Source organism: Streptomyces sp. NPDC002566 (assembly GCF_042889585.1).
GTDB lineage: Bacteria > Actinomycetota > Actinomycetes > Streptomycetales > Streptomycetaceae > Streptomyces.
The window spans coordinates 68,781-93,745 of sequence record NZ_JBIARD010000012.1 but is presented as its reverse complement, the minus strand read 5'-3'; the positions used below and the strand labels follow the sequence as shown (position 1 = coordinate 93,745).

At 73.4% G+C, this 24,965-nt stretch carries 21 protein-coding genes; 8 read left to right on the top strand and 13 right to left on the bottom strand.

Going from position 1 to position 24,965, the window contains the following annotated elements; translation table 11 throughout:
• The first annotated feature begins 63 nt into the window (after window positions 1-63).
• Window positions 64-999: a DMT family transporter gene (locus tag ACFYXA_RS33660; RefSeq protein WP_389040229.1), complete on the top strand. Its 936-nt coding sequence runs from the start codon at window positions 64-66 to the stop codon at window positions 997-999.
• On the opposite strand, the gene ACFYXA_RS33655 is transcribed toward ACFYXA_RS33660, so the two are convergent.
• The 10 genes from ACFYXA_RS33655 to ACFYXA_RS33610 all read right to left on the bottom strand — a co-directional run bounded on the left by ACFYXA_RS33655 (window position 991) and on the right by ACFYXA_RS33610 (window position 13,243).
• The gene (locus ACFYXA_RS33655; protein ID WP_389040119.1) at window positions 991-2,313 is read right to left on the bottom strand and encodes an MFS transporter; all 1,323 of its coding nucleotides are present in this window, start codon (window positions 2,311-2,313) and stop codon (window positions 991-993) included. The genes ACFYXA_RS33660 and ACFYXA_RS33655 overlap by 9 nt on opposite strands.
• A gap of 126 nt (window positions 2,314-2,439) precedes the next feature.
• Window positions 2,440-3,519 (bottom strand): Zn-dependent alcohol dehydrogenase, encoded by a 1,080-nt coding sequence (locus tag ACFYXA_RS33650; protein WP_389040116.1) that lies wholly within the window; start codon window positions 3,517-3,519, stop codon window positions 2,440-2,442.
• 11 nt (window positions 3,520-3,530) lie between these two features.
• Window positions 3,531-4,919: an aldehyde dehydrogenase family protein gene (locus tag ACFYXA_RS33645; RefSeq protein ID WP_352247922.1), complete on the bottom strand. Its 1,389-nt coding sequence runs from the start codon at window positions 4,917-4,919 to the stop codon at window positions 3,531-3,533.
• Between the two features lie 219 nt (window positions 4,920-5,138).
• Window positions 5,139-5,804, bottom strand: a complete 666-nt coding sequence (locus ACFYXA_RS33640; protein WP_352247924.1) for a class F sortase — start codon at window positions 5,802-5,804, stop codon at window positions 5,139-5,141.
• Window positions 5,791-6,561, bottom strand: a complete 771-nt coding sequence (locus tag ACFYXA_RS33635; RefSeq protein WP_389040111.1) for a hypothetical protein — start codon at window positions 6,559-6,561, stop codon at window positions 5,791-5,793. Before ACFYXA_RS33635 ends, ACFYXA_RS33640 begins: the two co-directional genes overlap by 14 nt.
• Window positions 6,562-6,702: 141 nt before the next feature.
• The gene (locus ACFYXA_RS33630; RefSeq protein ID WP_352247926.1) at window positions 6,703-7,944 is read right to left on the bottom strand and encodes an MFS transporter; all 1,242 of its coding nucleotides are present in this window, start codon (window positions 7,942-7,944) and stop codon (window positions 6,703-6,705) included.
• Window positions 7,945-7,975: 31 nt separating this feature from the next.
• Window positions 7,976-9,436: a CitMHS family transporter gene (locus ACFYXA_RS33625; protein ID WP_389040106.1), complete on the bottom strand. Its 1,461-nt coding sequence runs from the start codon at window positions 9,434-9,436 to the stop codon at window positions 7,976-7,978.
• Window positions 9,437-9,572: 136 nt separating this feature from the next.
• Window positions 9,573-11,825 carry a molybdopterin oxidoreductase family protein gene (locus ACFYXA_RS33620; protein ID WP_389040103.1) on the bottom strand — a complete coding sequence of 751 codons (2,253 nt, stop codon included), beginning with the start codon at window positions 11,823-11,825 and terminating at the stop codon, window positions 9,573-9,575.
• Window positions 11,826-11,955: 130 nt separating this feature from the next.
• Window positions 11,956-12,606 carry a TetR/AcrR family transcriptional regulator gene (locus ACFYXA_RS33615; RefSeq protein WP_352247932.1) on the bottom strand — a complete coding sequence of 217 codons (651 nt, stop codon included), beginning with the start codon at window positions 12,604-12,606 and terminating at the stop codon, window positions 11,956-11,958.
• 64 nt (window positions 12,607-12,670) lie between these two features.
• A complete protein-coding gene (locus tag ACFYXA_RS33610) occupies window positions 12,671-13,243 on the bottom strand; it encodes a hypothetical protein (RefSeq protein WP_389040099.1) in 573 nt (190 codons plus the stop codon).
• A gap of 166 nt (window positions 13,244-13,409) precedes the next feature.
• On the opposite strand from ACFYXA_RS33610, the gene hmgA reads away from it, so the two are divergent.
• The 4 genes from hmgA to ACFYXA_RS33590 all read left to right on the top strand — a co-directional run bounded on the left by hmgA (window position 13,410) and on the right by ACFYXA_RS33590 (window position 17,972).
• Complete coding sequence (gene hmgA / locus ACFYXA_RS33605) at window positions 13,410-14,762, top strand: homogentisate 1,2-dioxygenase (RefSeq protein ID WP_352247936.1); 1,353 nt, start codon at window positions 13,410-13,412, stop codon at window positions 14,760-14,762.
• Window positions 14,763-14,790: 28 nt separating this feature from the next.
• Window positions 14,791-15,540 (top strand): GntR family transcriptional regulator, encoded by a 750-nt coding sequence (locus ACFYXA_RS33600; protein WP_352247938.1) that lies wholly within the window; start codon window positions 14,791-14,793, stop codon window positions 15,538-15,540.
• 25 nt (window positions 15,541-15,565) lie between these two features.
• Window positions 15,566-16,705, top strand: coding sequence for a type ISP restriction/modification enzyme (locus ACFYXA_RS33595; RefSeq protein WP_389040094.1), 1,140 nt, complete (start codon window positions 15,566-15,568; stop codon window positions 16,703-16,705).
• A 70-nt stretch (window positions 16,706-16,775) separates the two neighbouring features.
• Window positions 16,776-17,972: a CaiB/BaiF CoA transferase family protein gene (locus ACFYXA_RS33590; RefSeq protein WP_389040091.1), complete on the top strand. Its 1,197-nt coding sequence runs from the start codon at window positions 16,776-16,778 to the stop codon at window positions 17,970-17,972.
• 9 nt (window positions 17,973-17,981) lie between these two features.
• Here ACFYXA_RS33590 and ACFYXA_RS33585 read toward each other — a convergent pair whose 3' ends face one another.
• From ACFYXA_RS33585 to ACFYXA_RS33575, 3 genes are all read right to left on the bottom strand, one after another.
• Window positions 17,982-18,254 carry a hypothetical protein gene (locus ACFYXA_RS33585; RefSeq protein ID WP_351097560.1) on the bottom strand — a complete coding sequence of 91 codons (273 nt, stop codon included), beginning with the start codon at window positions 18,252-18,254 and terminating at the stop codon, window positions 17,982-17,984.
• 126 nt (window positions 18,255-18,380) lie between these two features.
• Window positions 18,381-19,205 (bottom strand): anti-sigma factor, encoded by an 825-nt coding sequence (locus tag ACFYXA_RS33580; RefSeq protein WP_351097562.1) that lies wholly within the window; start codon window positions 19,203-19,205, stop codon window positions 18,381-18,383.
• Window positions 19,202-19,744, bottom strand: a complete 543-nt coding sequence (locus ACFYXA_RS33575; protein WP_130444077.1) for a sigma-70 family RNA polymerase sigma factor — start codon at window positions 19,742-19,744, stop codon at window positions 19,202-19,204. The genes ACFYXA_RS33580 and ACFYXA_RS33575 overlap by 4 nt, the downstream gene beginning before the upstream one ends.
• Before the next feature lie 205 nt (window positions 19,745-19,949).
• Here ACFYXA_RS33575 and ACFYXA_RS33570 point away from each other — a divergent pair, with 205 nt between their 5' ends.
• The 3 genes from ACFYXA_RS33570 (at window position 19,950) to ACFYXA_RS33560 (ending at window position 24,954) form a co-directional block, all read left to right on the top strand.
• On the top strand, window positions 19,950-21,470 hold the full coding sequence (locus ACFYXA_RS33570; RefSeq protein WP_352250449.1) for a DUF4331 domain-containing protein: 1,521 nt from the start codon (window positions 19,950-19,952) through the stop codon (window positions 21,468-21,470).
• Window positions 21,471-21,625: 155 nt separating this feature from the next.
• Window positions 21,626-23,194, top strand: coding sequence for a tetratricopeptide repeat protein (locus ACFYXA_RS33565; RefSeq protein WP_389040085.1), 1,569 nt, complete (start codon window positions 21,626-21,628; stop codon window positions 23,192-23,194).
• Complete coding sequence (locus tag ACFYXA_RS33560) at window positions 23,191-24,954, top strand: nickel transporter (RefSeq protein ID WP_389040082.1); 1,764 nt, start codon at window positions 23,191-23,193, stop codon at window positions 24,952-24,954. Before ACFYXA_RS33565 ends, ACFYXA_RS33560 begins: the two co-directional genes overlap by 4 nt.
• Window positions 24,955-24,965 lie beyond the last annotated feature (11 nt).

Here is a 24,965-nt window from a genome sequence, read left to right as displayed (position 1 = left end):
CCGCTCGCCCTGTCCGAAATCCGCGAGACCTCGCCCCTTCTCTTCCCTAGCCTCTGGAGCATGATGCACTCCCCACGTCGTACGGAACTGCTCGCGGCCGGTGCGGCCGCCGTCACCGTGGTGCTGTGGGCCTCGGCGTTCGTGTCGATCCGCAGCGCGGGCGACGCCTACTCGCCGGGCGCGCTGGCCCTCGGCCGACTGCTGGCCGGGGCCCTGACGCTGGGGGTGATCTGCCTCGTACGGCGGGAGGGGTGGCCGCCGCGATCGGCGTGGCGCGGGATCGGGATATCGGGGGTGCTCTGGTTCGGCTTCTACATGGTGGTCCTGAACTGGGGCGAGCAGCAGGTCGACGCGGGAACGGCGGCCCTGGTGGTGAACATCGGGCCGATCCTGATCGCCCTGCTCGGCGCGCGCTTCCTGGGTGACGCGATGCCGCCGCGGCTGCTGGCCGGGATGGCGGTGTCGTTCGCCGGTGCGGTGACGGTGGGGTTGTCGATGTCGGGGAACGGCGGTTCCTCTGTGCTCGGGGTGGCGCTGTGTCTGCTGGCGGCGATCGCGTACGCCGCCGGAGTCGTGGCGCAGAAGCCGGCGCTGGGGCGGGCGAGCGCGCTGCAGGTCACGACGTTCGGGTGCCTGGTCGGGGCGGTGCTCTGCCTGCCGTTCGCCGGGCAGCTGGTGAGCGAGGCGGCGAAGGCCCCGGTGCCGGCCACGCTGAACATGGTCTACCTGGGCGTCTTCCCGACCGCGCTCGCCTTCACCACCTGGGCGTACGCCCTCGCCCGTACGACCGCCAGCCGCATGGGCGCGACGACGTACGCGGTGCCCGCGCTGGTCGTCCTGATGTCGTGGCTGGCCCTGGGTGAGGTGCCGGGGCCGCTCACGCTGACGGGCGGGGCGCTGTGCCTGGCCGGGGTCGCGGTGTCGCGGTCGCGGGCCCGGCGGGCGCCCGAGGCCGCGGCGGTGGAGCCGCGGCCGGAGCGACTGGAGGAGTCAGCGTGAACGGGCCCTGTCGGACAGGACCTTGATGGAGACGAGCGCGATCACCGAGAGGCCGACGATGTAGGCGGCGACCGACATCGACGTGCCCGTCGCCTCCAGGAGAAGGACCATGACGAACGGCGCGAGTCCGCCGCCGCCGACGGCGGCGATCTGGTAGCCGAGGGAGGCGCCGGTGTAGCGCATCTCGGGCGTGAACAGTTCGGCGAACAGGGCGGCCTGGGGGCCGTACATGATGCTCAGGAAGCAGCTCGCGACGAACGTGCCGACCGCGAGCCACAGCAGTGACCCGGTGTCGACCAGCAGGAACAGCGGTACGGCCCACACCGCGATGCCGACCGCGCCGAACGCGTAGATCCTGATGCGGCCGACGCGGTCGGACAGCGCGGCGGAGGCCGGGATCAGCACCAGTTGGGTGAGGCTGACGCAGAGCGAGACGGTGAGGACGGCGCCGCGGTTCATGCCCAGTTCGCGGGTGGTGTAGTCGAGGACGCCGGTGATGAGGATGTAGAAGGTCGCGGTGTTCACGGCGAAGGAGCCGCCGGCCAGGAGGACCGTGCCGAGGTGGTCGCGCAGGACCGTGCGCAGGGGCGAGCCGCGCTCCGACTTCTCCTTCTCGGCGAGCGCCCGCTCCGCCTCCCGGAAGGCGGGCGTCTCCTCGACGCGGGTGTGGATGTACCAGGCGAGCACGAGGACGAACAGGCCGACGAGGAAGGGCATCCGCCAGCCCCAGGCGGCGAAGGCGCTGTCGGTGGTGAAGGCGCCGGCCAGCAGGAACACACTGTTGGCGGTCACCACGCCGATGGGGACGCCGAGTTGGACGACGCTGCCGTAGACACCGCGCTTGCCCTCGGGGGCGTACTCGGTGGCCAGGAGCATCGCGCCGCCCCACTGGGCGCCGACCGCGAGCCCCTGGACGACGCGCAGGGTGACCAGCAGGACCGGGGCGGCGACGCCGATCGTGTCGTACGTCGGCAGCAGGCCGATGCCCGTGGTGGCCACGCCCATGAGCGTGAGCGCGAGGACGAGCATCGGCTTGCGGCCGCGCTTGTCGCCGAGGTGGCCGGCGACGATGCCGCCGAGCGGGCGGGCGAGGAAGCCGACGGCGAAGGTGGCGAAGGAGGCGAGGACCCCGGCGGTGGGGCTGCCCGCCGGGAAGTAGAGGTCGCCGAGGACGAGGGCGGCGGCGATGCCGAAGACGAAGTAGTCGTACCACTCGACGGCGGAGGCGAGGGCGGCGGCGGTGGCCACACGGCGGCGATGGGGGGTCGGCGCGGCGGTCACGGTGGCGGGTCGATCGGTGGGGAACGTGTCCATGCGTGCACACTCCGATGGGTGCGGTGGGGACGTTCCCGGGAACATACTGACCGGACGGTATGGGGTCAACGGTCGTGTACGAAGATTGCCCGGAGCACCCGTGGGGCGCTCCGGGCAGACTCGGGCTCAGAACGTCACCAGCGCCCTGCCGCCCTTGCCCGCGAGCATGTTGGCGAAGGCCGCCGGAATCCCCTCGAGCGCGATGCGTTCGGTGACCAGTGCGCCCAGGTCCAGGCGGCCCGCCCGGACGTGCTCGGCCAGCACCGGCAGGTCCCGCGCCGGGTCCGAGTTGCCGTAGACGCAGCCGGAGAGGGTCCTGCCCCAGTGGAAGATCTCCAGGGCGTTGAAGGTGACCTGCTGGTCCTTGCCGCCGATGCCGACGACCGTGGTACGCCCGCCGCGCCGGGTGGAGTCCCAGGCCGCGCGGATGGTGCTCGCGCGGCCCACGCACTCGACGGCCACGTCGACGCCCTGCTTGCCGGTGAGCGCGCGGATCTCGCGGGCGGTGTCGGCGGAGGCGACGACGAAGTCGGTGGCGCCGGCGGCGCGGGCGAGGTCCTCCTTCTCCGGGGAGACGTCCACGGCGACGATCGTCGAAGCGCCGGCGATCCGGGCCGCCTGGAGGGTCGCGAGGCCCACTCCCCCGGCGCCGAACACGGCGACCGTCTCACCGGCCCGCACGCGCGCGCTGTGGTGGACGGCGCCGTAGCCGGTGAGGACCGCGCAGCCGAGGAGCGCGGCGTCGGTGAGCGGGACGCCGTCGGGCAGGGGCAGGACGCAGGAGGCGGCGACGACCGTCTCCTCGGCGAACGCGGCGACGTTGAGGCCGGGGTGGAGGTCGACGCCGGCGGCGGTGCGGGCGTACACGTCGGCGGATCCGCTCAGCGCGTCGGCGCACAGCCAGACCTCACCGAGCGAGCAAGCGTGACAGTTGCCGCAGGAGGGGGCCCAGTTGAGGACGACATCGTCTCCGGGCGCGAGGTGCGCGACCCCTTCGCCCACGGCGACGACCGTCCCCGAGCCCTCGTGGCCGAGGACGGCCGGGACGGGGACGCGCATGGTGCCGTTGGACAGGGAGAGGTCGGAGTGGCAGACGCCGGCGGCGGCGAGCCGCACGCGGACCTGTCCGGGGCCGGGGTCCGGAAGGTCGATCTCGGTGATCTCCAGGGGTGCGCCCACGGCGGGCAGAACGGCTGCTCGAACCATGTGAGGGCTCCTCAGAACTGGAGGGACTTGGTCTGGAGGTACTCGGCGAGGCCGTGCGCGCCGAGTTCGCGGCCGACGCCGGACTGCTTGTAACCGCCGAAGGGCGCGAGCGGGTTGAAGCGGCCGCCGTTGATGTCGACCTGTCCGGTGTCCATCCGGCGGGCGAAGGCGACCGCCTCCGCCTCGTCGCCGGCCCAGACCGCGCCGGCGAGGCCGTAGATCGTGCCGTTGGCGATGCGCAGGGCGTCCTCCTCGTCGTCGTAGGGCAGGATCGACAGGACCGGGCCGAAGATCTCCTCCTGCGCGACGGTCATCTCGGGCGTGACGTCGGCGAGGACGGTGGGGCTGACGAAGTAGCCCCGCTCGCGCGGGGATTCGGCTCCGCCGGCGACCAGCCTGGCCCCTTCGGCGACGCCCTGCTCGATGTAGCCGACCACGCGTTCGCGCTGCTTGGCGTTGACGAGCGGGCCGATGCGGTCGCCGTACTTGGCGGCGGCCGCCGCGGCCAGCTCGACGGCCTCGTCGTAGTGGTCGCGGTGGACGAGCATGCGGGTCCAGGCGCTGCACGTCTGGCCGGAGTTGGACATGACGTTGGCGACGCCGACGTTGACGGCCTTGGCCAGGTCGGCGCTCGGGAGGATGACGTTGGCGGACTTGCCGCCGAGTTCGAGGGCGACCTTCTTGATCGCCGCGCCGGCCGTGGCGGCGATGCGGCGGCCGACGGCGGTGGATCCGGTGAAGGAGACCAGGTCGACGCCCGGGTGTTCGGCGAGGGCCTGCCCGGCGACCGGGCCGAGGCCGGTGACGAGGTTGAACACACCGGCGGGGACGCCGGCCTCGTCGACGGCCTCGGCGAAGAGCTGGGCGGTGAGCGGGGTGTCCTCGGCCGGCTTCAGGACGACGGTGCAGCCCGCCGCCAGGGCGGGGGCTACCTTGGCGACGATCTGGTGGAGCGGGTAGTTCCAGGGGGTGATGGCGCCGACCACGCCGATCGGCTCGTGGAAGACGGTCGAGTTGCCGACCTTCTCTTCGAAGGGGTGGGTGGTGGCCAGTTCGGCGTAGGAGCCGGCGACCGCGATCGGCAGGCCCGCGTGGACGGCCTGGGAGAAGGCCGGCGGGGAGCCGAGTTCGGCGGTGACGGTCTCGGCGATCTCGTCCTTGCGGGCGGCCAGCGCGTCCCGCAGGGCGGCCAGACGCGCGGCCCGCTCGGCCGGCGGGGTCGCGGCCCAGGCCGGGAGGGCGGCGCGCGCGGCCCGCACGGCGGCGTCGACGTCCTCGGCGGTGCCCGCCGGGACCGTGGCGATCACCCGCTCGTCGGCCGGGTCGACGACCTCGATCACGTCCTGGCCTGCGGCGGGGCGCCAGGCGCCGTCGAGGTAGATGCCGTCGTGTGCCTTCATCGTGCTTCCCTCCGGGCGGTCCTCGTCGTCCGCGCCCTAAACTAGCGTCGATAGTTTTTGGGCGCCAGAGGCGCCCGGGTGCGACGCCTCACGGTGACACGAGCGGGACATCAAGGGGGCACGAGCGGGGCTCGGGAAGGGAAAGGGACAGGGCGAGGGACAGGGGCGGCGCGGGGGACAGCCGGCCGGGGAGGTGGTACTGCGGACCGGGGGGACGGATCAGCGGGTGGCCGTCAGGTGGGCGAAGACGACGACGTTGCTGGAGTAGCCGGTCTTGCGGTCGAAGAGGCCGCCGCAGGTGAGCAGCCGCAGCTCGGGACGCTTGCGGGGGCCGTAGACCTCCTTGTCGGGGAAGCGGGCCTTGTCGAAGATCCTGACCCGGTCGACGGTGTAGACGGCGGTACGGCCGTCGGCGCGCCGGGCCTCGATGCGCCCGCCGGCCTTGACGCGGTGCAGGGCGGCGAAGACGGCGGCGCCGGTCTTGGTGTCCCGGTGGCCGACGACGACGGCGGTGCCCCGCTCGCCGGGGCTGGGACCGTCCGCGTACCAGCCGACGACCTTGGGCTTGTCGAGCGGTGGGGTCCCCAGTTCCCGGCCGGGACCGAGCCGCAGGGGGACGACCGGGGCGTCGATTCCGAGTGAGGGCACACGCAGGGTGGTGGCCCTGGACCTGGGGAGCGGGCGGGGCGGGGACGTCGAGGAGTCCGCCCCGGACCCCCCGGCCTCGGGGCGTGCGTCGGCCCCCGCTGCCGGGGTGGCCGGCTGGGAGGGGCCGCCGCACTGGACCCCCGCCGTCACCAGGACGGCCGCGATGACGGCCGTCCTGGTGAGGCGGTAGAGGCGGGTCCGGTACCAGGGCCTGCGTCGGCGCCTACGCGGCACCATGCGAGCGACGGCGGGACATCCGGACGTACGCGGCGCCGCCGACGACGACCGCGCCCACGGCGGCGGCCGCGCTCAGCGGGGTGTACGCCTCCATGGTGTCGAAGAGACCGCCGCCACCGGCGTGGACGCCGCCCTTGGGACCGCCGGAGGAGTGTCCGCCCTGGCCGCTGTCCGAGATCGGGCTGCCGGGGTCCTCGCCCCGGCCGCCGCCGTTGCCGCCGCCGTTGGCGTTGGCGTTGTCGTTGCCCTGCGGGCCGTTGCCCTGCGGGCCGTTGCCCTGCGGACCGTTGCCCTGCGGACCGTTGCCCTGGCCGCCGGCCGCGTTCTGGCCATTGGCGTCGCAGTTGACCCGGAAGACCTTCTCGCGCGGGCCGCTGCCGCCCACGACGGTCCAGGTGAGCCGGTACTGGCCGTCGGCCAGGCCCAGCGTGTCGGTGTGACCGGCGCCGCCGGCGAGGGTGATGCTGCCGGTGACCGTGGCGGCGGTGGGCAGCGGGGGCTGCGCCTCGATCGTGTAGGCGACGGTCGTCAGCTCGCCGAAGTTGGCGGCGTCGAGGTAGAAGCGGCAGACGACGGGGTCGTCCTTCGACACTCCGAAGGGCACGCGCTCGTTGTGGATCCGGATGTCGGCGCCGTCTCCGGGTGCGGCGACGGCGGTGGGGGCCGCGAGCCAGGTGGCCCCGGCGGCGCCGAGCACCGCGAGGGCCGTGACGCCGAGGCGGGTGCCGGCCGCGGACGGGAGCATCATGCTGGACATGGACGTTCCTCCGAGTCAGACGATTTTCATACAAATCGCGCTTTCATCTGACTCTCTTTCACACCCGGGCCCCGCCGGCCCCCGACTTCGCCCGACACACCGTCACATTTCCCTCGCTCGGCCCAATCGGGACGGCGTCCCTCAACGCCGCGCCGTGCGTCCGTCCTCCGCCGCGCGGGCCGCTCCGGCCGCCTCCCGGTCCCCCGCCGGGGCCTCGGCCGGGGCCGACCGCAGGGCGACCCCGGAGGACAGCAGCAGCAACCCGCCGAGCATCACGAACGGTGCGGCGACCCCCGCCGCGCCCGCGATCAGCCCGGCGCCGGCCGGCGCGGCCACCTGACCCAGGCGGTTCCCGGTCAACCGCAGCGCCAGCGCCGTGGAGCGCGCCCCCTCCGGCGCGGCCTGCACCACCGTCGTCATCGACAACGGCTGCCCCACCCCGAGGCAGAACCCCAGCACCGCGAGCATCACGGCCAGCACCCACACCGGCGTCGGCAGCGCGACCCCCGCGCACAGCAGCGCCGCCAGCAGACAGGTCACCGTGAGCAGCGCCCGCCGCCCGAGCAGCCGCAGCAGCGGGGTGAGCACCAGCCGGCAGGCGATGCTCGCCGCGGCGCGCAGACTGAGCAGCAGGCCGACGACGGTCGGCGCGATACCGCGCTGTTCGCCCACCACCGGCAGGTAGGCGGTGAGGATGTCCGTCGCCGACAGCACCGACAGGCTGACGAGGATGCCCCCGGGCACCCCCCGGGCGCTCAGGATCCGGCCCACCGGCACCCGGTCCCCGCGCTCGGCGCGGGAGGCGGCCGCGGTGTCGCGCCGCTCGATGCGCCACAGCGAGGTGAACGCGACGGCGGCTCCCGCGCCCGCGACCAGCAGGGCGAGCGCGCTGGTGCGGGCCATGTCGTGGCCGCCGATCAGGGCGCCCGCCGCGATCGGTCCGACCAGCTGGCCGAGGGACGCCCCGATGGTGAAGTGGCCGAAGTTGCGGTCCTGTTCGTGCGGGGCGGACTGGCGGGCGACCAGCGACTGCGAGCCGATGACGAAGCAGAGGTGCCCGAGGCCCATCACCCCGCTCCACAGGGCCATCGTCGCCAGTGAGCCGGCGACGCCGCTCAGCGCGCAGCCGCCGGAGATGAGGACCACGCCGACCGGCAGCAGGGGCGCGCACCGGCCGTGGTCGGTGCGGCGCCCCAACGGGACCGCGAAGAACAGCGGAAGCAGCGCGTAGACGCCGGCGATGACGCCGACCGCACGCTCGTCCGCGCCCAGCGCGAGGGCCCGGTAGGAGACGGCGGGCCGGGCCATCGACACCGCCCCCTGCGCGAAGCCGAAGGCGATGACGAGGCGGAGCAGCCAGCCGCGGTTCCCACCGGGCCCCATGGTTCTTCCTCCCGAGGAGAGCTGACGTGGATCAGATGATGCCGAACAGCATTCCCGCGCCCAGGATCACCAGGCAGGTGAGTGCCGCCCACTTGACCACGAAGCGGGTGTGGTCGCCGAACTCGACCTTGGCCATGCCGACCAGGACGTAGACGGCCGGGACGAGCGGGCTGGACATGTGCAGCGGCTGGCCGACGAGGGAGGCACGGGCCATCTCCAGCGGGGTGACGCCGTGCGCCGCGCCCGCCTCGGCGAGAACCGGCAGGACGCCGAAGTAGAAGCCGTCGTTGGACATGAAGTAGGTGAGCGGAAGGCTCAGCACACCGGTGACCAGGGCCATGTGCGGGCCCATCGCGTCGGGGATGACGCCCACCATCCACTTGGCCATGTGGTCGACCATGCCGGTGCCCTGGAGGACGCCGGTGAAGACGGCGGCGGCGAAGACCATGCCGGAGACGTTGAGGACGTTGTCGGCGTGGGCGGCGAGCCGGGCCTTCTGGTCGGGGATGTGGGGGAAGTTGACGGTGAGCGCGAGCGCCGCGCCGAGCAGGAACAGCACCGGGATCGGCAGCCACTCCATGATCATGGCGGTGAGCAGCACGACGGTGAGCAGCGCGTTGAACCAGTACAGCTTGGGGCGCAGGGTGGGGCGTGCGGGGTCGAGGGCCGCGAAGGTCTCCTGCGGCCGGTCGTCGTCCGCGTCGGCGTCCGTGCCGGAGCCCGAACCGCCGCTGAGCGCAGGGGACTTGGCGTCGGCGGAGCCGCCCGCGCCGGCGCCCACGAGGACCGCCTCGGTCTCCTTCTCCTCGACCTTCGCCGCGGCCTGGTCCTTGACGAAGCCGGGCTTGTCCTCGACCAGGACGTCGTCCAGGGTCAGCACGCCGAGCCGCTTGCGCTCGCGGCGGCCGAGGACGTAGGAGAGCGCGACGACGAACAGCAGGCCCACGGCGAGCGCCGGGATCATCGGCACGAAGATGTCGCTGGCGTCGAGCTTGAGGGCGGTGGCGGCGCGGGCCGTCGGTCCGCCCCAGGGCAGCGTGTTCATCACGCCGTTGGCCATCGCGGCGACACCGGTCATCACGACCAGGCTCATCTTCAGGCGCTTGTACAGCGGGTACATCGCCGAGACGGTGATCATGAAGGTGGTGGAGCCGTCGCCGTCGAGGGAGACGATCGCGGCGAGCAGCGCCGTGCCGACGACGACGCGGAGCGGGTCCGCCTTGCAGAACTTCAGGATGGCCCGCACGATCGGGTCGAAGAGGCCGACGTCGATCATCACACCGAAGTAGACGATCGCGAACATGAGCATCGCCGCGGTGGGGGCGAGGCTGGTGACGCCGTCGATGACGTAGTCACCGAGCTTGGCGCCCTTCCCGACGAAGACGCAGAAGAGCGCCGGGATCAGAACGAGCGCCGCGATCGGCGACATCTTCTTCATCATGATCAGGACCAGGAAGGTCGCGATCATGGCGAAGCCGAGGATGGTCAGCATGAGTGGATACCTAACGTTCGCCCTTGAACATCCCACCTGGGGGTCGGCGGTGCGTCGACGTTAGGACCGTTCAACCGGTGTTAACAAGACGTTGATGTGCGAGCAATAAGCGCAGAAGTCCTGGTCACAGCTTTGCTCAGGTCAGCGGCATGACCTTTTCGGTCATCAGGGCGACCTCGACGGGGACGCCGTTGAGGACCGCGTTGCCCGACAGGGGGTCCAGGAGGCTGCCGTCGAGAAGCTGGTTGACGTTGACGCCGGGGTCGGTGGAGGCGTGGCTCAGCCGGGTGCCGGGGCGGTCGTGCCCCCAGCCGTGGGGGAGGCTGACGACGCCGGTGCGCACGGCGTCGGTGACCTCGGCCGGGGCGGTCACCTCTCCCCCGGCGCCCTTGACGCGCACCGGGTCGCCGTCGCGGACGCCCAGGCGTTCGGCGTCCTCGGGATGCAGGTGCAGGGTGCAGCGGTTGGTGCCGCCGGTGAGGGCGGGCACGTTGTGCATCCAGCTGTTGTAGGACCGCAGGTGGCGGCGTCCGACGAGGAGGAGCCCGGTGGGGCGCTCCGCCGCCGCGGCGCGCAGCCGGGGCAGGTCGCCGGCGATGGGCGCGGGCAGCAGTTCGATCCGTCCGCCGGCGGTCTTCAGCGGCTGGGGCAGGCGGGGTCGGAGCGGTCCGAGGTCGATGCCGTGCGGGTGTTCCAGCAGCCTGGCCAGGCTCAGCCCGTCGGGGCGGGCGCCGAAGCCGTCGCCGTAGGGGCCGAGGCGCAGCATCATGTCGAGCCGGCGTTCGGGGCCGCTCTCGCCGGTGAGCTGTGCCGCGAGGTCGAGCGGGTCGCGGCCGTGCACGGGTGAGTGCGCTTCGGTGACCGCCTTGCCGAGGGTCTGGCCGATGACCAGGTCGTCGACGGCGGACGGCTCGGCGCCGTGCATGCCGGTCGCGGCGAGGACGAGCCGGGCGAGGATCTCGCTCTCGGCCATGCGGCCGGCCTCCAGCGGGACGGCGGGGCGGCTGTAGCGGACCTGGTTGCGGACGGCCAGGGTGTTGAAGGCGAAGTCGTGGTGCGGGCTCTGGGAGGGCGGGGGCGGCGGCAGGACGACGTGGGCGTGGCGCGAGGTCTCGTTGAGGTAGGGGTCGACGCTGACCATGAAGTCGAGGGAGCCGAGCGCCTTGTCGAGGCGGTCGCCGTCGGGTGCGGAGAGCACCGGGTTGGCGGCCACGGCGATCAGCGCCCGGATCGGTGTGCCGTCCTCGGTGGCGGTGTCTATCTCCTCCGCGAGTGCGGAGAGCGGCAGTTCGCCCTTGGCCTCGGGGTGCCGGCTGACGCGGGAGTGCCAGCGGCCGAGGGCGAAGCCCCGGCCGGGTCCGGCGGGCCGGGGGGTCTTGTCGGTGGCGGCCTGCGGGAAGAGGGCGCCGCCGGGCCGGTCGAGGTTGCCGGTGAGGATGTTGAGGACGTCGACGAGCCAGCTGGCGAGGGTGCCGTGGGGGACGGTGCAGCTGCCGATGCGGGCGTACACGGCGGCGGCGGGCGCGGCGGCGAGTTCGCGGGCGAGGGCGCGGATGGCGCCGGCGTCCACGTCGCAGGCGTCGGCGACGGCTTCGGGGGTGAAGTCGGCGAGGGCGTCCCGGAGTTCGTCGAGGCCCTGGAGGTGCGGGGTCAACTCGCCGGGCCGGGTGAGGTCTTCCGCGAAGAGGGTGTGGGCCATGGCGGCGAGCAGCAGGGCGTCGGTGCCGGGCCGGATCGCGATGTGCCGGTCGGCGAGGCGCGCGGTGCGGGTGCGGCGCGGGTCGATCACGGTGAGGGTGCCGCCGCGGGCCTTGAGGGCTTTGAGTTTGCCGGGGAAGTCGGGCGCGGTGCACAGACTGCCGTTGGATTCCAGGGGGTTGGCGCCGATGAGCAGCAGGTGGTCGGTGTGGTCGAGGTCCGGCACGGGGATGGCGTTCGCGTCACCGAAGAGCAGCCCGCTGGAGACGTGTTTGGGCATCTGGTCGACCGTGGAGGCGGTGAACACGCTGCGGGTGCCGAGCCCGGCGAGGAGGACCGGCGGGTAGAGCGCGCCGGCGACGGTGTGCACGTTGGGGTTGCCGAGGACGACGCCGACGGCGTTCGGTCCGTGGGCGTCGACGACCGTGCGGATGCCGGCGGCGACGGCGTCGAAGGCCTCCTGCCAGGTGGCCTCGCGCAGTTCGCCGTCGCGGCGGACGAGCGGGGTGCGCAGCCGGTCGGGGTCGCCGTCGACGGCCGCGAAGGCGGCGCCCTTGGGGCAGATGAATCCCTTGCTGAACACGTCTTCGCGGTCCCCGCGGGCGCCGGTGACCCGGGGTCCGTCGAGGGTGAGCGTCAGCCCGCAGGTGGCCTCGCACAGTGGGCAGATTCGCAGGGCGGTGCGGGACACGGGTCCTCCCGGGGGCAGCGGTGCCGTTTCCGCGTGAGCATACCGACCGGTATGGACGGTGGGGAGGCCCTGGCGCCGGCCGCTCGCCGCCGTCCGTGCGTCACGTCCACGCGGCGGGCGCGCCCGCCCGTCAGTCCAGCGCCCGCGCCAGATAGGCCCGCAGCAGCTCCCGGGCCTCCTCGATGATCTTCTCGTCCCCTTCGGGGGCCATGCGGAAGGCCAGGTGGACGAGGGTGTCCGCGGTCTCCACGGCGATCAGGAAGACCCGTCGGAGATCGTCGTCGGGCTCACGGCCGAGGTAGTCGGAGAGCAGGTCGGTGAGGCGGTCGGCGACGCGGTGGTTGGGTTCGGCGCGGGAGCCGACGGGAATCTGGTTGCCGAAGTCGACGAGGGAGAAGCCGGGCGCGGTGCGCTTCATGGCCAGGTACTCGTCGAGCACGGCGTCCATGGCGGCCCGCCAGTCCCCCTTGCTCCCGGCCTCGCCGGAGCGGGGGTCGCCGCCTCGCCGGGCGTCCTTGAGGCGCTCGGTGACGCGTTCGGCGTAGCGCTCCAGGTTGCGCAGGGCGAGGGCGTCGGCCATCTGCCGCTTGTTCCCGAAGAAGCGGTAGACGGAGCCGATGGGGACGCCGGCGCGCTGGGCGACGGCGCGGGTGCTCAGGGCGTCGTAGCCGACCTCGTCGAGGAGGTCGGCGCAGGCGTCGAGAATCCTGGTCAGGCGTTCGGCACTGCGCCGCTGCACGGGCGCACGGCGTAGCGATGTCGCATGGGGCACGGGCTTCATGATGCCTTTCCGCCGCGGAACGGTGAACCTCGCCCCCGGATACGGAGAAAGGTGCCCGATGCACTCAACGGGGCGTCGCGGTGGCGGGCGAGACCGCGGGGACCTGTGGGGCGGGCTGCGACTGCGAGGCGGTGATGTCCGCCGTGCTCTCGACCGGTTCGCCGTCGACCGCCCACACCGTGCCGTCGTCGGCGCACAGGCGGGCGGTGACGTGGTGGGTGCCGTGCGGGAGCAGGCCGGCCGGGATGCGGTAGCCGGCCGAGCGCAGCTCGGCGACCGGACGGTCGTCCACGAGGAGGCGGGCGGTGCCTCGGCCGGGCACGGCCCGTGTCCCGGCCCCGGCGGGCGAGAAGCGGAAGCGGGTCACTTCCAGGCGGACGTCCCAGCTGCCGTCGGCGTCGGGCTCGACCTCGACCCGGACCGCCGGCGCCGCCTCCTCGTCCACCTCGCGGTAGTGACGTCCACCGGAGCCGGTGTCCCCCAGGGCCTCGCCGACGGGCGACGGCGCGGGCGAGGCGCCCTTGCCGCGGTCGCCTCCGGTCCCCTGTTCCGCCGCACCGCTGGTGCCGCAGCTCGCGACCCCGGTCAGCAGGACACAGACCGCGAGCACGGCGGTTGTTGCGCGCTTCCACGACATGGCGGGGAGCGTAGAACAAGGGCGCGGGGGCTTGGATCCCCCTGGAGTCGGGTTCCGGGGGCCCGTGATCGTCCTGAGGGGGGACGACCCGGGCCGGCCTCTTGCGCCCGGGAAACCGCAATCCTACGGTGATGCACAGGATTCGGCGGCGCGAGGGAGCACACGCATGAGCAGCGGGGACGCACGCAAGACGGCCGAGGGGCTGACGTACCTCTCGGGCTTCGGCAACGAGCACGCGTCGGAGGCCGTCCCGGGGGCCCTGCCCGAGGGCCGCAACTCGCCGCAGCGCGCCCCGCTCGGCCTGTACGCGGAGCAGCTCAGCGGCACGGCGTTCACCGAGCCCCGCGCCCACAACCGCCGCTCGTGGCTGTACCGGATCCGCCCGTCCGCCGCGCACCCGGCGTTCACCCGTGTGGACGCCGGCGACCTGCGCACCGGCCCGTTCACCGAGACCGTCCCCGACCCCAACCGGCTGCGCTGGGACCCGCTGCCGGAGCCCGCGCCGGGCACCGACTTCCTGGCCGGACTGTGGACGCTCGGCGGCAACGGCGACGCCGCCCAGCGCACCGGCATGGCCGTGCACCTGTACCACGCCGACACCTCGATGGACCGCGTCTTCAGCAGCGCCGACGGCGAGTTCCTGATCGTCCCCGAACAGGGCGGGCTGCTGCTGCGCACGGAGTTCGGGCTGCTGAGCGCCGAGCCCGGCGAGATGGCGCTGATCCCGCGCGGCGTGCGCTTCCGCGTCGAACTCCTGGACACCGCCGCCGACGACGGCAGCAGGCCGACCGCCCGGGGCTACGTCTGCGAGAACTACGGCGCGCCCTTCCGGCTGCCCGACCTCGGCCCGATCGGCGCCAACGGCCTGGCCAACCCCCGCGACTTCCGCGCGCCGGTCGCCGCCTACGAGGATGTGGAGGGCGAGGTGGAGGTGGTCAACAAGTACTGCGGCCACCTGTGGAGGGCGACCTACGGCCACTCCCCGCTCGACGTCGTCGCCTGGCACGGCAACCACGTCCCCTACGTCTACGACCTGCGCCGCTTCAACGTCATCGGCACGATCTCCTACGACCACCCGGACCCGTCGATCTTCACGGTGCTGACGTCGCCGTCCGACACCCCGGGGCTGGCCGGCGTGGACTTCGTGGTCTTCGCGCCGCGCTGGCTGGTGGGCGAGGACACCTTCCGCCCGCCGTACTTCCACCGGAACGTGATGAGCGAGTACATGGGCCTGATCGAGGGCGCCTACGACGCGAAGACCGCCGGGAAGGGGGGCTTCGTGCCGGGCGGCGGTTCGCTGCACAACATGATGTCGGCGCACGGCCCGGACCGGGAGACGTTCGACCGGGCGAGCGCCGCCGAGCTGGGGCCGCAGAAGGTGGACGACGGGCTGGCGTTCATGTTCGAGACGCGCTGGCCCATCGCCCTCACCCCGGGCGCGGCCGGCGCGGACCATCTCCAGCAGGGCTACGACGACGTGTGGTCTGGCCTCGAACGGCACTTCCGCCCGTTGCACTGACCGTCGCCCGACCGGTACGGATAGCCCCGTGACCTCCTTCGCCCCGGACTCGATCGTCCTGAACCGGAAACTGCCGCTGTGGTACCAGGTGTCGCAGTCGCTGCGCGCCTCGATACTGGGCCGCTCGCCCCGGGAGCCGCTGCGGCTGCCCACCGAGGAGCAGTTGGCGGGGCACTACGGGGTGAGCGTGCTGACCATGCGGCAGGCGCTGAAGGAGCTGGAGGACGAGGGGCTGATCACCCGGCACCGCCGGCGCGGCACCTTCATCGAGCCCGGCGTGCGACGCGGCGCGCCGGTGCGGCTGCTGGGCTCGGTCGACGCGATCGTGGCCCAGCAGTCCGGCATGGCGACGCGGCTGCTGGACCACGGGACGACGCCACCCCGGGCCGAACTCGCCGAGCACTTCCCGGAGTTGCCGGAGGTGGCGACGTACCACCGGCTGCGCAGCGACGAGAAGACGGGCGAGCCCACCAACCACGCCCGCAACTACGTCCGTCCGGAGCTCGCCGCCCGGATCGACCCGGCCGACCTGGTGCGCTGGCCGATGACGAAGGTGCTGCGGGACGTGGTGGGCGCGGACATCGGCAGCATCACGGACACGGTTCAGGCCCGGCTCGCCGACCCGGAGACGGCCCGGCTGCTCCAAGTGCCGCTGCTGAGCCCGATCCTGCACTACACGGGCGTCACCCGCGACCCCGACGGCCGGCCCCTGGACGTGGCCGTCATCCACTACCGCGGCGACCGCTTCTCCTTCACGGTGACCCTGGACGCCACCTGATCCGCCGTCGGCGGGCCGTCGTACGATGCCCGGCGTGACGCACGACGACGCTCCGCGACTGGCGGACCTCATGCCGTGGTCCGTCGCACCGCCGCGGCTCGGCCGGGCGTGGCCGGCGGCGCCCGACCCGGCGTCCCTGAAGGCCCGTTGGGACGCGCTGACGAAGGCCGGGGGCCCGGACCGCGAGGCCCTCTTCCAGCCGACGCGCGCCCGCACCCCGCGCACGGCGGTCGGGCAGCTGCCCGGGCACGGCGGCGGCACGGGCCGGCTGTGCCACGCCCCGGGCCCGTGCGCGGAACCGGTGCGCGTCCTCGCCGCCCCGTTCGACGAGCAGTGGCTGATCCCGGACCACCGGCTGATCGACGCGGCCCGCCCGGAACTGTGGCGGGTGGCGGACGAGCACCAGGTGTTCGTGGTGGAGACCCCCGGCCCCCCGTTCCTGCTGGCGACGTCGCTGTTCCCGGCGCTGCGCACGGGCCGGGTCCGTCCCCTGTACCGCCGCCCGGGCGGCGGGGAGCCCAATCTGGCCCCGGGCCTGCTGGCGCACCTCGGCCACCGCGCCGGCCCGCTGGACTTCCTGGCCTGGACGCTGGCCGCCGTGCGGGCCGACCTCACCGTGCCGCTCCCCCGGGATCCCGAACTGTGGGCGCGGGGCGTCGAACGGGGCCACCGGATGCTGTGGCTGCTGCGCCGCGACGGCGAGCGCCCCAAACTCCCGGGCGGGCGCCGCCCCTACGTCCGCGCGCCGCTGCCCGCCTTCCCGCTCACCCTGCGCTACGACCGCGAGGAGGAGACGCTCCATCTGGAAGAGGGCCGGATCGCGCCGGTGCCGCCGGAGGCGTGGGACTTCGGGGTGGGCGACACCCGGGTCCTTCAGCAGTGGTTCGCGCGGCGGACGGAGCCGGCCGAGCCGGGCACGCTCGCCGCGATCCGCCCGGCCGTCTGGCCGCAGGCGTGGACGTCGGAGCTGCTGGAGCTGATCACCGTGCTGGCCCTGCTGGCGGAGGTCGCGCCGCTGCGGGAGGAGCCGACGCCGGCGGAGACGGTCACGGCGGCGGATCTGCGCGCGGCCGGCGTCCTCCCGGTCCCGGAGCGGGTCCGGCGTCCGGCGTCGATCCTGGGCCACGGGGAAGAGGGCCCCGAAGGACAGTTGGCGCTGCTCTGAGCCGGCCCGGCGGCGCCTGATGGGCCGGCGTGCATGACAAACCCGCGGGGCTGCCGTCATGATCCACCCCATGGACCAGCTCCCCGCGCCCCTCGAGGGCATCACCGTCGTCGCCGTCGAGCAGGCCGTAGCGGCCCCGTTCGCCACCCGGCAGCTGGCCGACCTCGGCGCCCGGGTGATCAAAGTGGAGCGGGTCGACGGCGGTGACTTCGCGCGCGGCTACGACACCGCCGCCCGCGGTCTCGCCTCGCACTTCGTGTGGTGCAACCGGGGCAAGGAGTCGGTCGCGCTGGACCTGAAGGACCCGCGCGGGCTGGACGCCGTACGGCGGCTGGTGGCCGGCGCGGACGTGTTCGTGCAGAACCTCGCGCAGGGGGCGGCGGCCCGGCTCGGCCTGGACGCGGCCGCTCTGTGCGCGCTGCATCCGCGGCTGGTCGCCGTGGACATCTCCGGTTACGGGGCGAGCGGCCCGTACGCGGACAAGCGGGCCTACGACATGCTCGTGCAGTGCGAGGCGGGGCTGGTGTCGGTGACGGGGACGCCGGAGCGGCCGGTCAAGGCGGGGATCCCGGCGGCCGACATCGCCGCGGGCATGTACGCGTTCTCGGGCGTGCTGGCGGCGCTGGTGCGGCGGGGTGTCACCGGGCGGGGCGGTCCGGTGGAGGTGTCGATGCTGGAGGCGCTGGCGGAGTGGATGGGCCATCCCCTGCATCACTCGATGCACGGCGGCGACGTCCCGGCCCGCACGGGTCTGGCGCACGCCGTGATCGCTCCCTACGACGCCTACCCGACGGCGGACGGCGGCCGGGTGCTGCTGTCGGTGCAGAACGACCGCGAGTGGCGGCGGCTGGCCGAACAGGTCATCGGACGACCGGAGTTGGGTTCGGATCCGCGGTACGCGACGAACGCGGAGCGGGTCGCCCGCCGGGAGCGCACGGACGCGCTGGTGGCCGGGGCGCTGGGCGTGCTGGACACCGACGAGGCGCTGGCCCGGCTGGAGGGCGCGGGCATCGCCTGTGCGCGCCTGCGGGACGTGCGTGAACTGGCGGAGCATCCGCAGCTGGCGGCCCGCGAGCGGTGGCGGGAGGTGGACTCTCCGGCCGGACCGCTGCGGGCGCTGCTTCCTCCGATCACACTGCCGGGTGGGGCGGAGGCGCGGATGAGGGCCGTGCCCGCGCTCGGGGAGCACACCTCGGCGGTGCTGCGTGCCGTGGGGATGACGGACGAGGAGATCGCAGCGTTGCGCCGGGAGGGTGTGGCCGCCTGAGCGCGGGCCTCAGTGCCTGTTGCCGCCGAACAGCGAACGGCGCAGGCGGCGCAGCGGCGCGAAGAGCAGGACGCGGCTCACCCGGGCGCCACGGGGGCTGCGCCGGGCCGGCTCACGGGCCGTCAGTTCGCGCATGAGCGAGGTCGCCTCGAGCGTCTCACGCTGCGGTATCGCGGGACCTCCCAGCACCGAGAGATGGCGGTCGAGTCGCGAACTGGTCGCGCTGCTCCCGCAGGTGACGGCAGGGACCCTCGCCCTGCTGCGCATCGTTATCTGTTCCATGTCACTCCCCACCCGTACGAGTCCACCCGGCCCGGGCAGGGTAACCCTATCGTCCCGGCGGGGCACACGTGTATCGCGGTCCCAGGATTCACCTTCCCCGTAAGGGGGTTGACGATGCCTTTTCTGTCACTCTCCGAATCCGACCGATTTCAGGGTGAGTTGGACAACCGGCTGAGTGGTGGGCTGGGCCGATCCGCCGTCCGGCTCGACGGTCACAGCGAGTGACGCCGAGGACGGGTCGAGGTCGGTGGCGACGAGGGGCGCGTCACCCTTGAAGAGGCCGAGGGAGCGCGGTTGCGTATGGGGGCGCATGACCCACAGCTGGTGCACCTGTCCGGTGGGAAGGCTTCCGTATCCGCTCAGCGTGACGATCGCCTCGCCGGTCGACGCGGAGGCGACCACCGCGATGGTGCCGCCCCGGGAGTCCTTGCCGCTGTTGGTCCGGGCGTCCGGGGCTGCGAGAACGTGGGCGATGTCACGCGCCTGGGTCCGTTCGGCGGTCAGCTGGTCCTGGGCGCGGTCCGCCTCGAAGGCGAAGAACGCGGCGGCCGCGACGGCGGCGACCGCGGTCACCGCGGCGAACGGCGCGAACACGGGCCGGCGCGCGCGGGGCGCACGGGTGCGCGGGGGCAGCGGCTGCGTGCCCCAGACGTGCGGCGGCAACTGCCCGGGCAGGCGCTGCTCGCGCACGGCGGCCGGCGCGGGATCCTGCGGGGTGGTCCGTATGGCGGCCAGCACCCGGTCGCGCATCGCGAGCGGCGGCGGGGCGGCGGCCGACCAGGCCAGCCGGACGGCGTCCTCGGCCAGTTCGCGCACCTCGGCGGTGCAGCGGTCACAGGTCTTCAGATGCTTCTCGAACCGGCGGCGCTCGTCGGGCTCCAGCGCGTCCAGGGCGTAGGGGGCGGCCAGCGAGTGCGGGTCGTTCCGGCGGAAGAGTCCGAGGAAACTCATGCGGCCCCTCCCAGGCAGTCGCGCAGCCGCGTGAGTCCGTCGCGCATACGGGTCTTGACGGTGCCGAGCGGCAGCGAGAGCCGTTCGGCGACCTCGCGGTAGGTGTAGCCGTCGTAGTAGGCGAGGGTGACGGACTGGCGCTGAAGGGCCGTCAGCCGGTTGAGGCAGCGGCGCACCCACTCGCGCTCCAGGCCCGCCTCCACCTCCTCGGTGACCTGGTCGAAGGCGGGATGGTGGGCCCGCTGGGCCTCTCGCTGCTCGCGTTCGCCGGCCGCGCGTGCGCTGCGCACCCGGTCGACGGCGCGCCGGTGGGCCAGGGTGAGGATCCACGACAGGGCGCTGCCCCGCCCGGGATCGAACCGCGCGGCGGACCGCCAGAGTTCCAGCAGCACTTCCTGACTCACCTCCTCCGACTGCGCCGGGTCCCGCACCACTCGCCGCACCAGACCGAACACCGGCCCGGACACCAGTGTGTAGAGCTGTTCGAATGCGTTCTGGTCGCCTCGCGCGACGAGCAGCAGCAGCTCGTCCGCCTCCATCCGGTCCCCCTCCCCGCGGCCACAGCCGGACCGTCCCGTCATACCAGGCATTCGCAACGCACACACCTCCGGAGGAGGTACGTACGCGGAGCCCGAAAACGCGGGTGAGCAGGAAAGAAAAAGTTTTTTGGCTTCGACCAATCCGATCGGGCCCTCCGCTCCGTATAGCTCTCCGTCAGGCAAGTTGGGACAGAGGACGGACGGCATGACAGGTATCTCCAGGAGCGGCTCCGGACGCAGGGGCGTCGCGACCCTCATATGCGGTGCTCTCGCTGCCGGGGGGCTCACGGCCGCCGGTGTGGCCGCGCTCGCGCCGGGGGAGGCCGCCGCCTCCAGCCACCGGGAGGCGCCGCTCATCTCCAGCACCCCGCAGTACGACAACACCGACGTGTACGCGTTCGTCAGCCCGGACCACCCGGACACGACGACGATCGTGGCGAACTGGGTCCCGTTCGAGGAGCCCGCGGGCGGCCCGAACTTCTTCCCGTTCGCCGAGGACGCCCAGTACGACCTCCGCATCGACAGCGACGGCGATGCGCGCGAGGACCTGGTGTTCCGGTACACCTTCAAGACGCACGTGAAGAACAAGAAGACGTTCCTGTACAACACGGGCACGGTCGAGAGCCTCAACGACCCGGACCTGAACGTCACCCAGTCGTACGACCTCGAGCTGATCAAGCTCAAGAAGGGCAAGGTCCAGCACAAGACGAAGCTCGCGGACGACGTGCCGGTCGCGCCGTCGAACGTCGGCAAGGCGTCGATGCCGAACTACGCCAAGCTGCGCGAGCAGGCGGTGTACAAGCTCCACAACGGGGCGAAGACGTTCGCCGGCCAGGCCGACGACCCGTTCTTCCTGGACCTGCGCGTCTTCGACCTGCTGTACGGCGGGAACCTCTCCGAGGTCGGCAACGACACGCTCAAGGGCTACAACGTCAACTCCATCGCCCTCCAGGTCCCGAACGACCTGATCACCGAGGCCAAGCACCAGCCGATCGTGGGCATCTGGTCGACCACGCAGCGCCAGAACGCCGAGGGCTACTACTCCCAGGTGTCGCGCCTGGGCATGCCGCTGGTGAACGAGGTCGTCAACCCCATCAAGGACAAGGACAAGTTCAACGCGTCCGTGCCCAAGGACGACGGCCAGTTCCTGAAGAACGTCACCAACCCCGAGCTGCCCAAGCTCATCGAGGCGATCTACAAGATCAAGGCGCCGGCCGAGCCGCGCAACGACCTCGTCGACGTGTTCCTCAAGGGCGTCAAGGGCCTCAACCAGCCTCCGTACGTGACGCCTTCGGAGCAGCTGCGGCTCAACACCTCGATCAAGCCGACCGCCAGCCCCAAGCGGCTGGGCGTGCTCGACGGTGACAACGCGGGCTTCCCGAACGGGCGCCGGCTCACCGACGACGTGATCGACGCGGCGCTGCAGGTCGTCGAGGGCGAGCTGCTGGGCGCGAAGAACGACCTCGGTGACGCGGTCGACAAGAACGACAAGTCGTTCGAGAAGGCCTTCCCGTACGTCGCGCTGCCGACCGAGGGTTCGCGCGGCGCGGTCGCCAAGGGCACCGGCAACGACGTCCGCAACCAGCTCGGCGACGCCCTCACGGGCACCTCGGGCAGCGACACCGGCATGATCGCCCTCTCCGCGGGCGCCGGTGCGATCGGTGTCCTGCTCATCGGCGGCGGCCTGATGTGGTGGCGCCGGCCGCGGGGCCGTCGCGCCTACTGAGGCCTGACGGGCCAGGCCCCTTCTGACCGGGCCGGGGAGAAACCTGCGCTCCCCGGCCCCACCCCCACCGACTGGTGCGGCCCGCGTACTCATCCCCCACGGCGCGGGCCGCGCCACCAGCAGGCTGTTCCACCCCAGGCGACCTAGGAGAGGGCATGTCCCCGCGTACCAACGACGGCGAACCGGAGCGCGAGCTGCCGCGTACCGGCCAGGACCACGACTCCGAGGCCGCCTCCACGACTTCGCAGGGGACCCCCGTCCCGGAGGGGACGACTCCTGAGCCCGCCGCCGAGGCGGCGCGGGCGGCGGCTCCCCCGGCGGCTGAGGACGGCGTCGCCGTCGAGGCCGACGGGGACGTCGACGTGCGGGTCGCCGCCGTTCGCCGGGTGGCCGCCGCCGGGCGGCGGTGGCGGTCGGTGCAACTGGGGGCGTGCGCCGCGATGCTGGCCGTCGCGATGACCGCCGGCGCGATCGCCTTCGGGGCCGCGCGGGACCGCGACAGCGTGCCGGTCGTCGCGGCCGCCGCCGTCTCGCCGGGACTGCTCGCCGGCGGGGACATCGACGCCGGCATCACCGCGCTGCAGGCTCATCTGCGTGCCCAGCCGAAGGACCTCGGCAGCTGGGCCACCCTCGGCCTGGCCTACGTCGAGCAGGCCCGCACCAAGGGCGACCCCTCCCGCTACCCGCAGGCCGAGAAGGCCCTCGACCGCTCCCTGGAGCTGCGGTCCGACAACGACCAGGCCCTCGCCGGCCGGGCCGCCCTCGCCGCCGCCCGCCATGACTTCCCCGGCGCGCTGAAGTACGCCGACCAGGCGCTGGAGCACAACCCCTACAACGAACGCGCCCTGTGCTCCCGTGTCGACGCGCTCGTCGAGCTCGGCCGGTACGAGGAGGCCCAGAAGGCCGCCGTGACCGCCGACCGGCGGCGCCCGGGCATACCGGTGTTCACCCGCTACGCCTACGTCCACGAGCTGCGCGGCGACGTCGCCACCGCGCGCCGGGTCCTGGAGCGCGCGCTGAAGGCGGCGAGCTCGCCCGGCGACATCGCGTACGTCTCCGCCCAGCTCGGCCAACTCGTGTGGAACCAGGGCGACTACGACGGCGCCCTCACCTACTACGCCCGCGCCCTCGCCGCCGACGAGAACTACCTCCCGGCGCTGGAGGGCCGCGCCCGCGCCCAGGCGGCGAGCGGCCGGCCGGCCGAGGCGGTCAAGGGCCTGGAGCAGGTCGTCGCCCGCTTCCCGCTGCCCGGCCCGCTCGTCGAACTGGGCGAGCTGTACGAGACCCGGGGCGACGCGGCGAAGGCCGAGGACCAGTTCACCCTCGTCGACGCCTGGACCGCCCTCGCCCGCGCCAACGGCGTCAACGCCGACCTGGACACCGCGCTCGCCGCCGCCGACCACGGCGACAAGGCGGCGGCGCTGCGCGCGGCCCGCGCGGAGTGGGACCGCCGCCGCACGGTGCACACCGCGGACGCCCTCGCCTGGGCGCTGCACGTCAACGGCAAGGACGCCGAGGCCCTGCCCTACGCCCGGCAGGCCACGGCCACCGGCTACCGCAACGCGGCCTTCCTGTACCACCGGGGCATGATCGAGCGCGCCACGGGCCACGCCGCGGACGCCCGCGCCCACCTCTCGGCGGCGCTGAAGCTCAACCCGGGCTTCTCCGCCGAGGGCGCCCGCGAGGCGCGTGCGGCACTGAAGACGCTGGAGGCGGACAAGTGAAAACCCGTCGTCCGTTCGCCTCCTGCGCGGCCGTCCTGACGGCCGGCTGCGCGCTCGCGCTGCTCCCTTCCGGCAGCGCGAGCGCCCACCCCCTGGGCAACTTCACCGTCAACCGCTACGACGGTCTCGTCGTCGCCCCGGGCGAGCTCCGCGTCGACCACGTCGAGGACCTCGCCGAGATCCCCGCGACCCAGGCCAAGCCGGACGTCGAGCGGCTCGGCATGACCGAGTGGGCCCGGCAGCGCTGCGCGAACGCCGCCGAGGACAGCGGACTCACCGTCGACGGCCGTGCGGTCCCCCTCACGGCCGGCGCCGCCAAGGCGGTCGTACGGCCGGGTCAGGCCGGGCTGGAGACCCTGCGCGTGCAGTGCCGGCTGACGGCCCCGCTGCCCGAGGACGCGACGGTCTCCCTCGCCTTCCACGGCGCGGGCGGCTCCACCGGCCCCGGCTGGCGCGAGATCACCGCGCGCGGCGACCGTATGACGCTCACCGGCTCCGATGTGCCGGCCGAGTCGAACTCGAAGGAACTCACCGAGTACCCGCAGGAGTTGCTCTCCTCGCCCGCCGACACCGCGACCGCTTCCCTGCGGGTGCGGCCCGGCGGCGCCGCCCTCGCCGCCGCCGAGGACCGTGACGCGCCCGCCGCGTCCGTCCTGCCGCGCGGCGCCGACCGCTGGACCCGGGCCCTGGACGACCTGGTCGCCCGGCAGGACCTGACCGTCGGCTTCGCCGCGCTCGCCCTGCTCCTGGCGATCGTCCTCGGCGCGATGCACGCGGTGGCCCCGGGCCACGGCAAGACCATCATGGCCGCGACCGCGGCCGCCCGGGGCGGCAAGGCCCGGATGAAGGACGTCCTGCCCCTGGCCGCCTCGGTGACGGTCACCCACACACTTGGCGTGGTCGCCCTCGGCGTCCTGGTGACGGCCGGGTCGGCCGCCGCGCCGTCGGTGATCGCCTGGCTCGGCCTGGCGAGCGGCGCGCTCGTGCTGTTCGCGGGCGGCACCCTGGTACGCCGCGCCTGGCGCACCCGCCGCCACGGCGGCGGGCACACCCACTCCCACGGCGGCCACGGGCACACGCACGACCACGATCACGGGCACGGGCATTCCCACGGCCACGGGCACGACGACGCGCACGACCACGACCACGACCACGCGCACGGGCACAGTCACTCGCACGAGCCCGCCGAGGCGCCCGCGCGGCAGCTCGCCCTGGTCGGCTCCACCACCGACGGGACCTCCACCGAGGGGACCTCCACCGACGGGACCTCCACCGAGGGGACGACCGCCGTGCACAGCCACCACGAGCACGACCACGGTCATGAGCACACTCACGACCACGACCACAGTCACGGTCACAGCCACGGGACGCACACCCACACCCACGGCGGTTTCACGCACTCCCACGACATCGCGCCCACCCTGCGCGGCACGATCCTGCTCGGCTTCGCCGGGGGGCTCGTGCCCAGCCCGTCCGCCGTCGTCGTGCTGGTCGGCGCCGCGGCGCTGGGGCACGCCTGGTTCGGGCTGCTGCTCGTCGTCGCCTACGGCGTCGGCCTCGCGCTGACCCTCACCGCCGCCGGGTTCGCCGTCGTCAGGATGGGCTCGGGTGCGGCCCGGTTGCTGGACCGCAGCCCGCGCTGGATGACGCACCCCGTCGCGGCGCTGGTCCGCCGCAACATGCCGCTGTGGTCCGCGCTGGTCGTCGTCGCCCTCGGGATCGGACTCGTGCTCAAGGGGGCCGCATCCGTCGTCGCCTGAGCTAGTTTGTG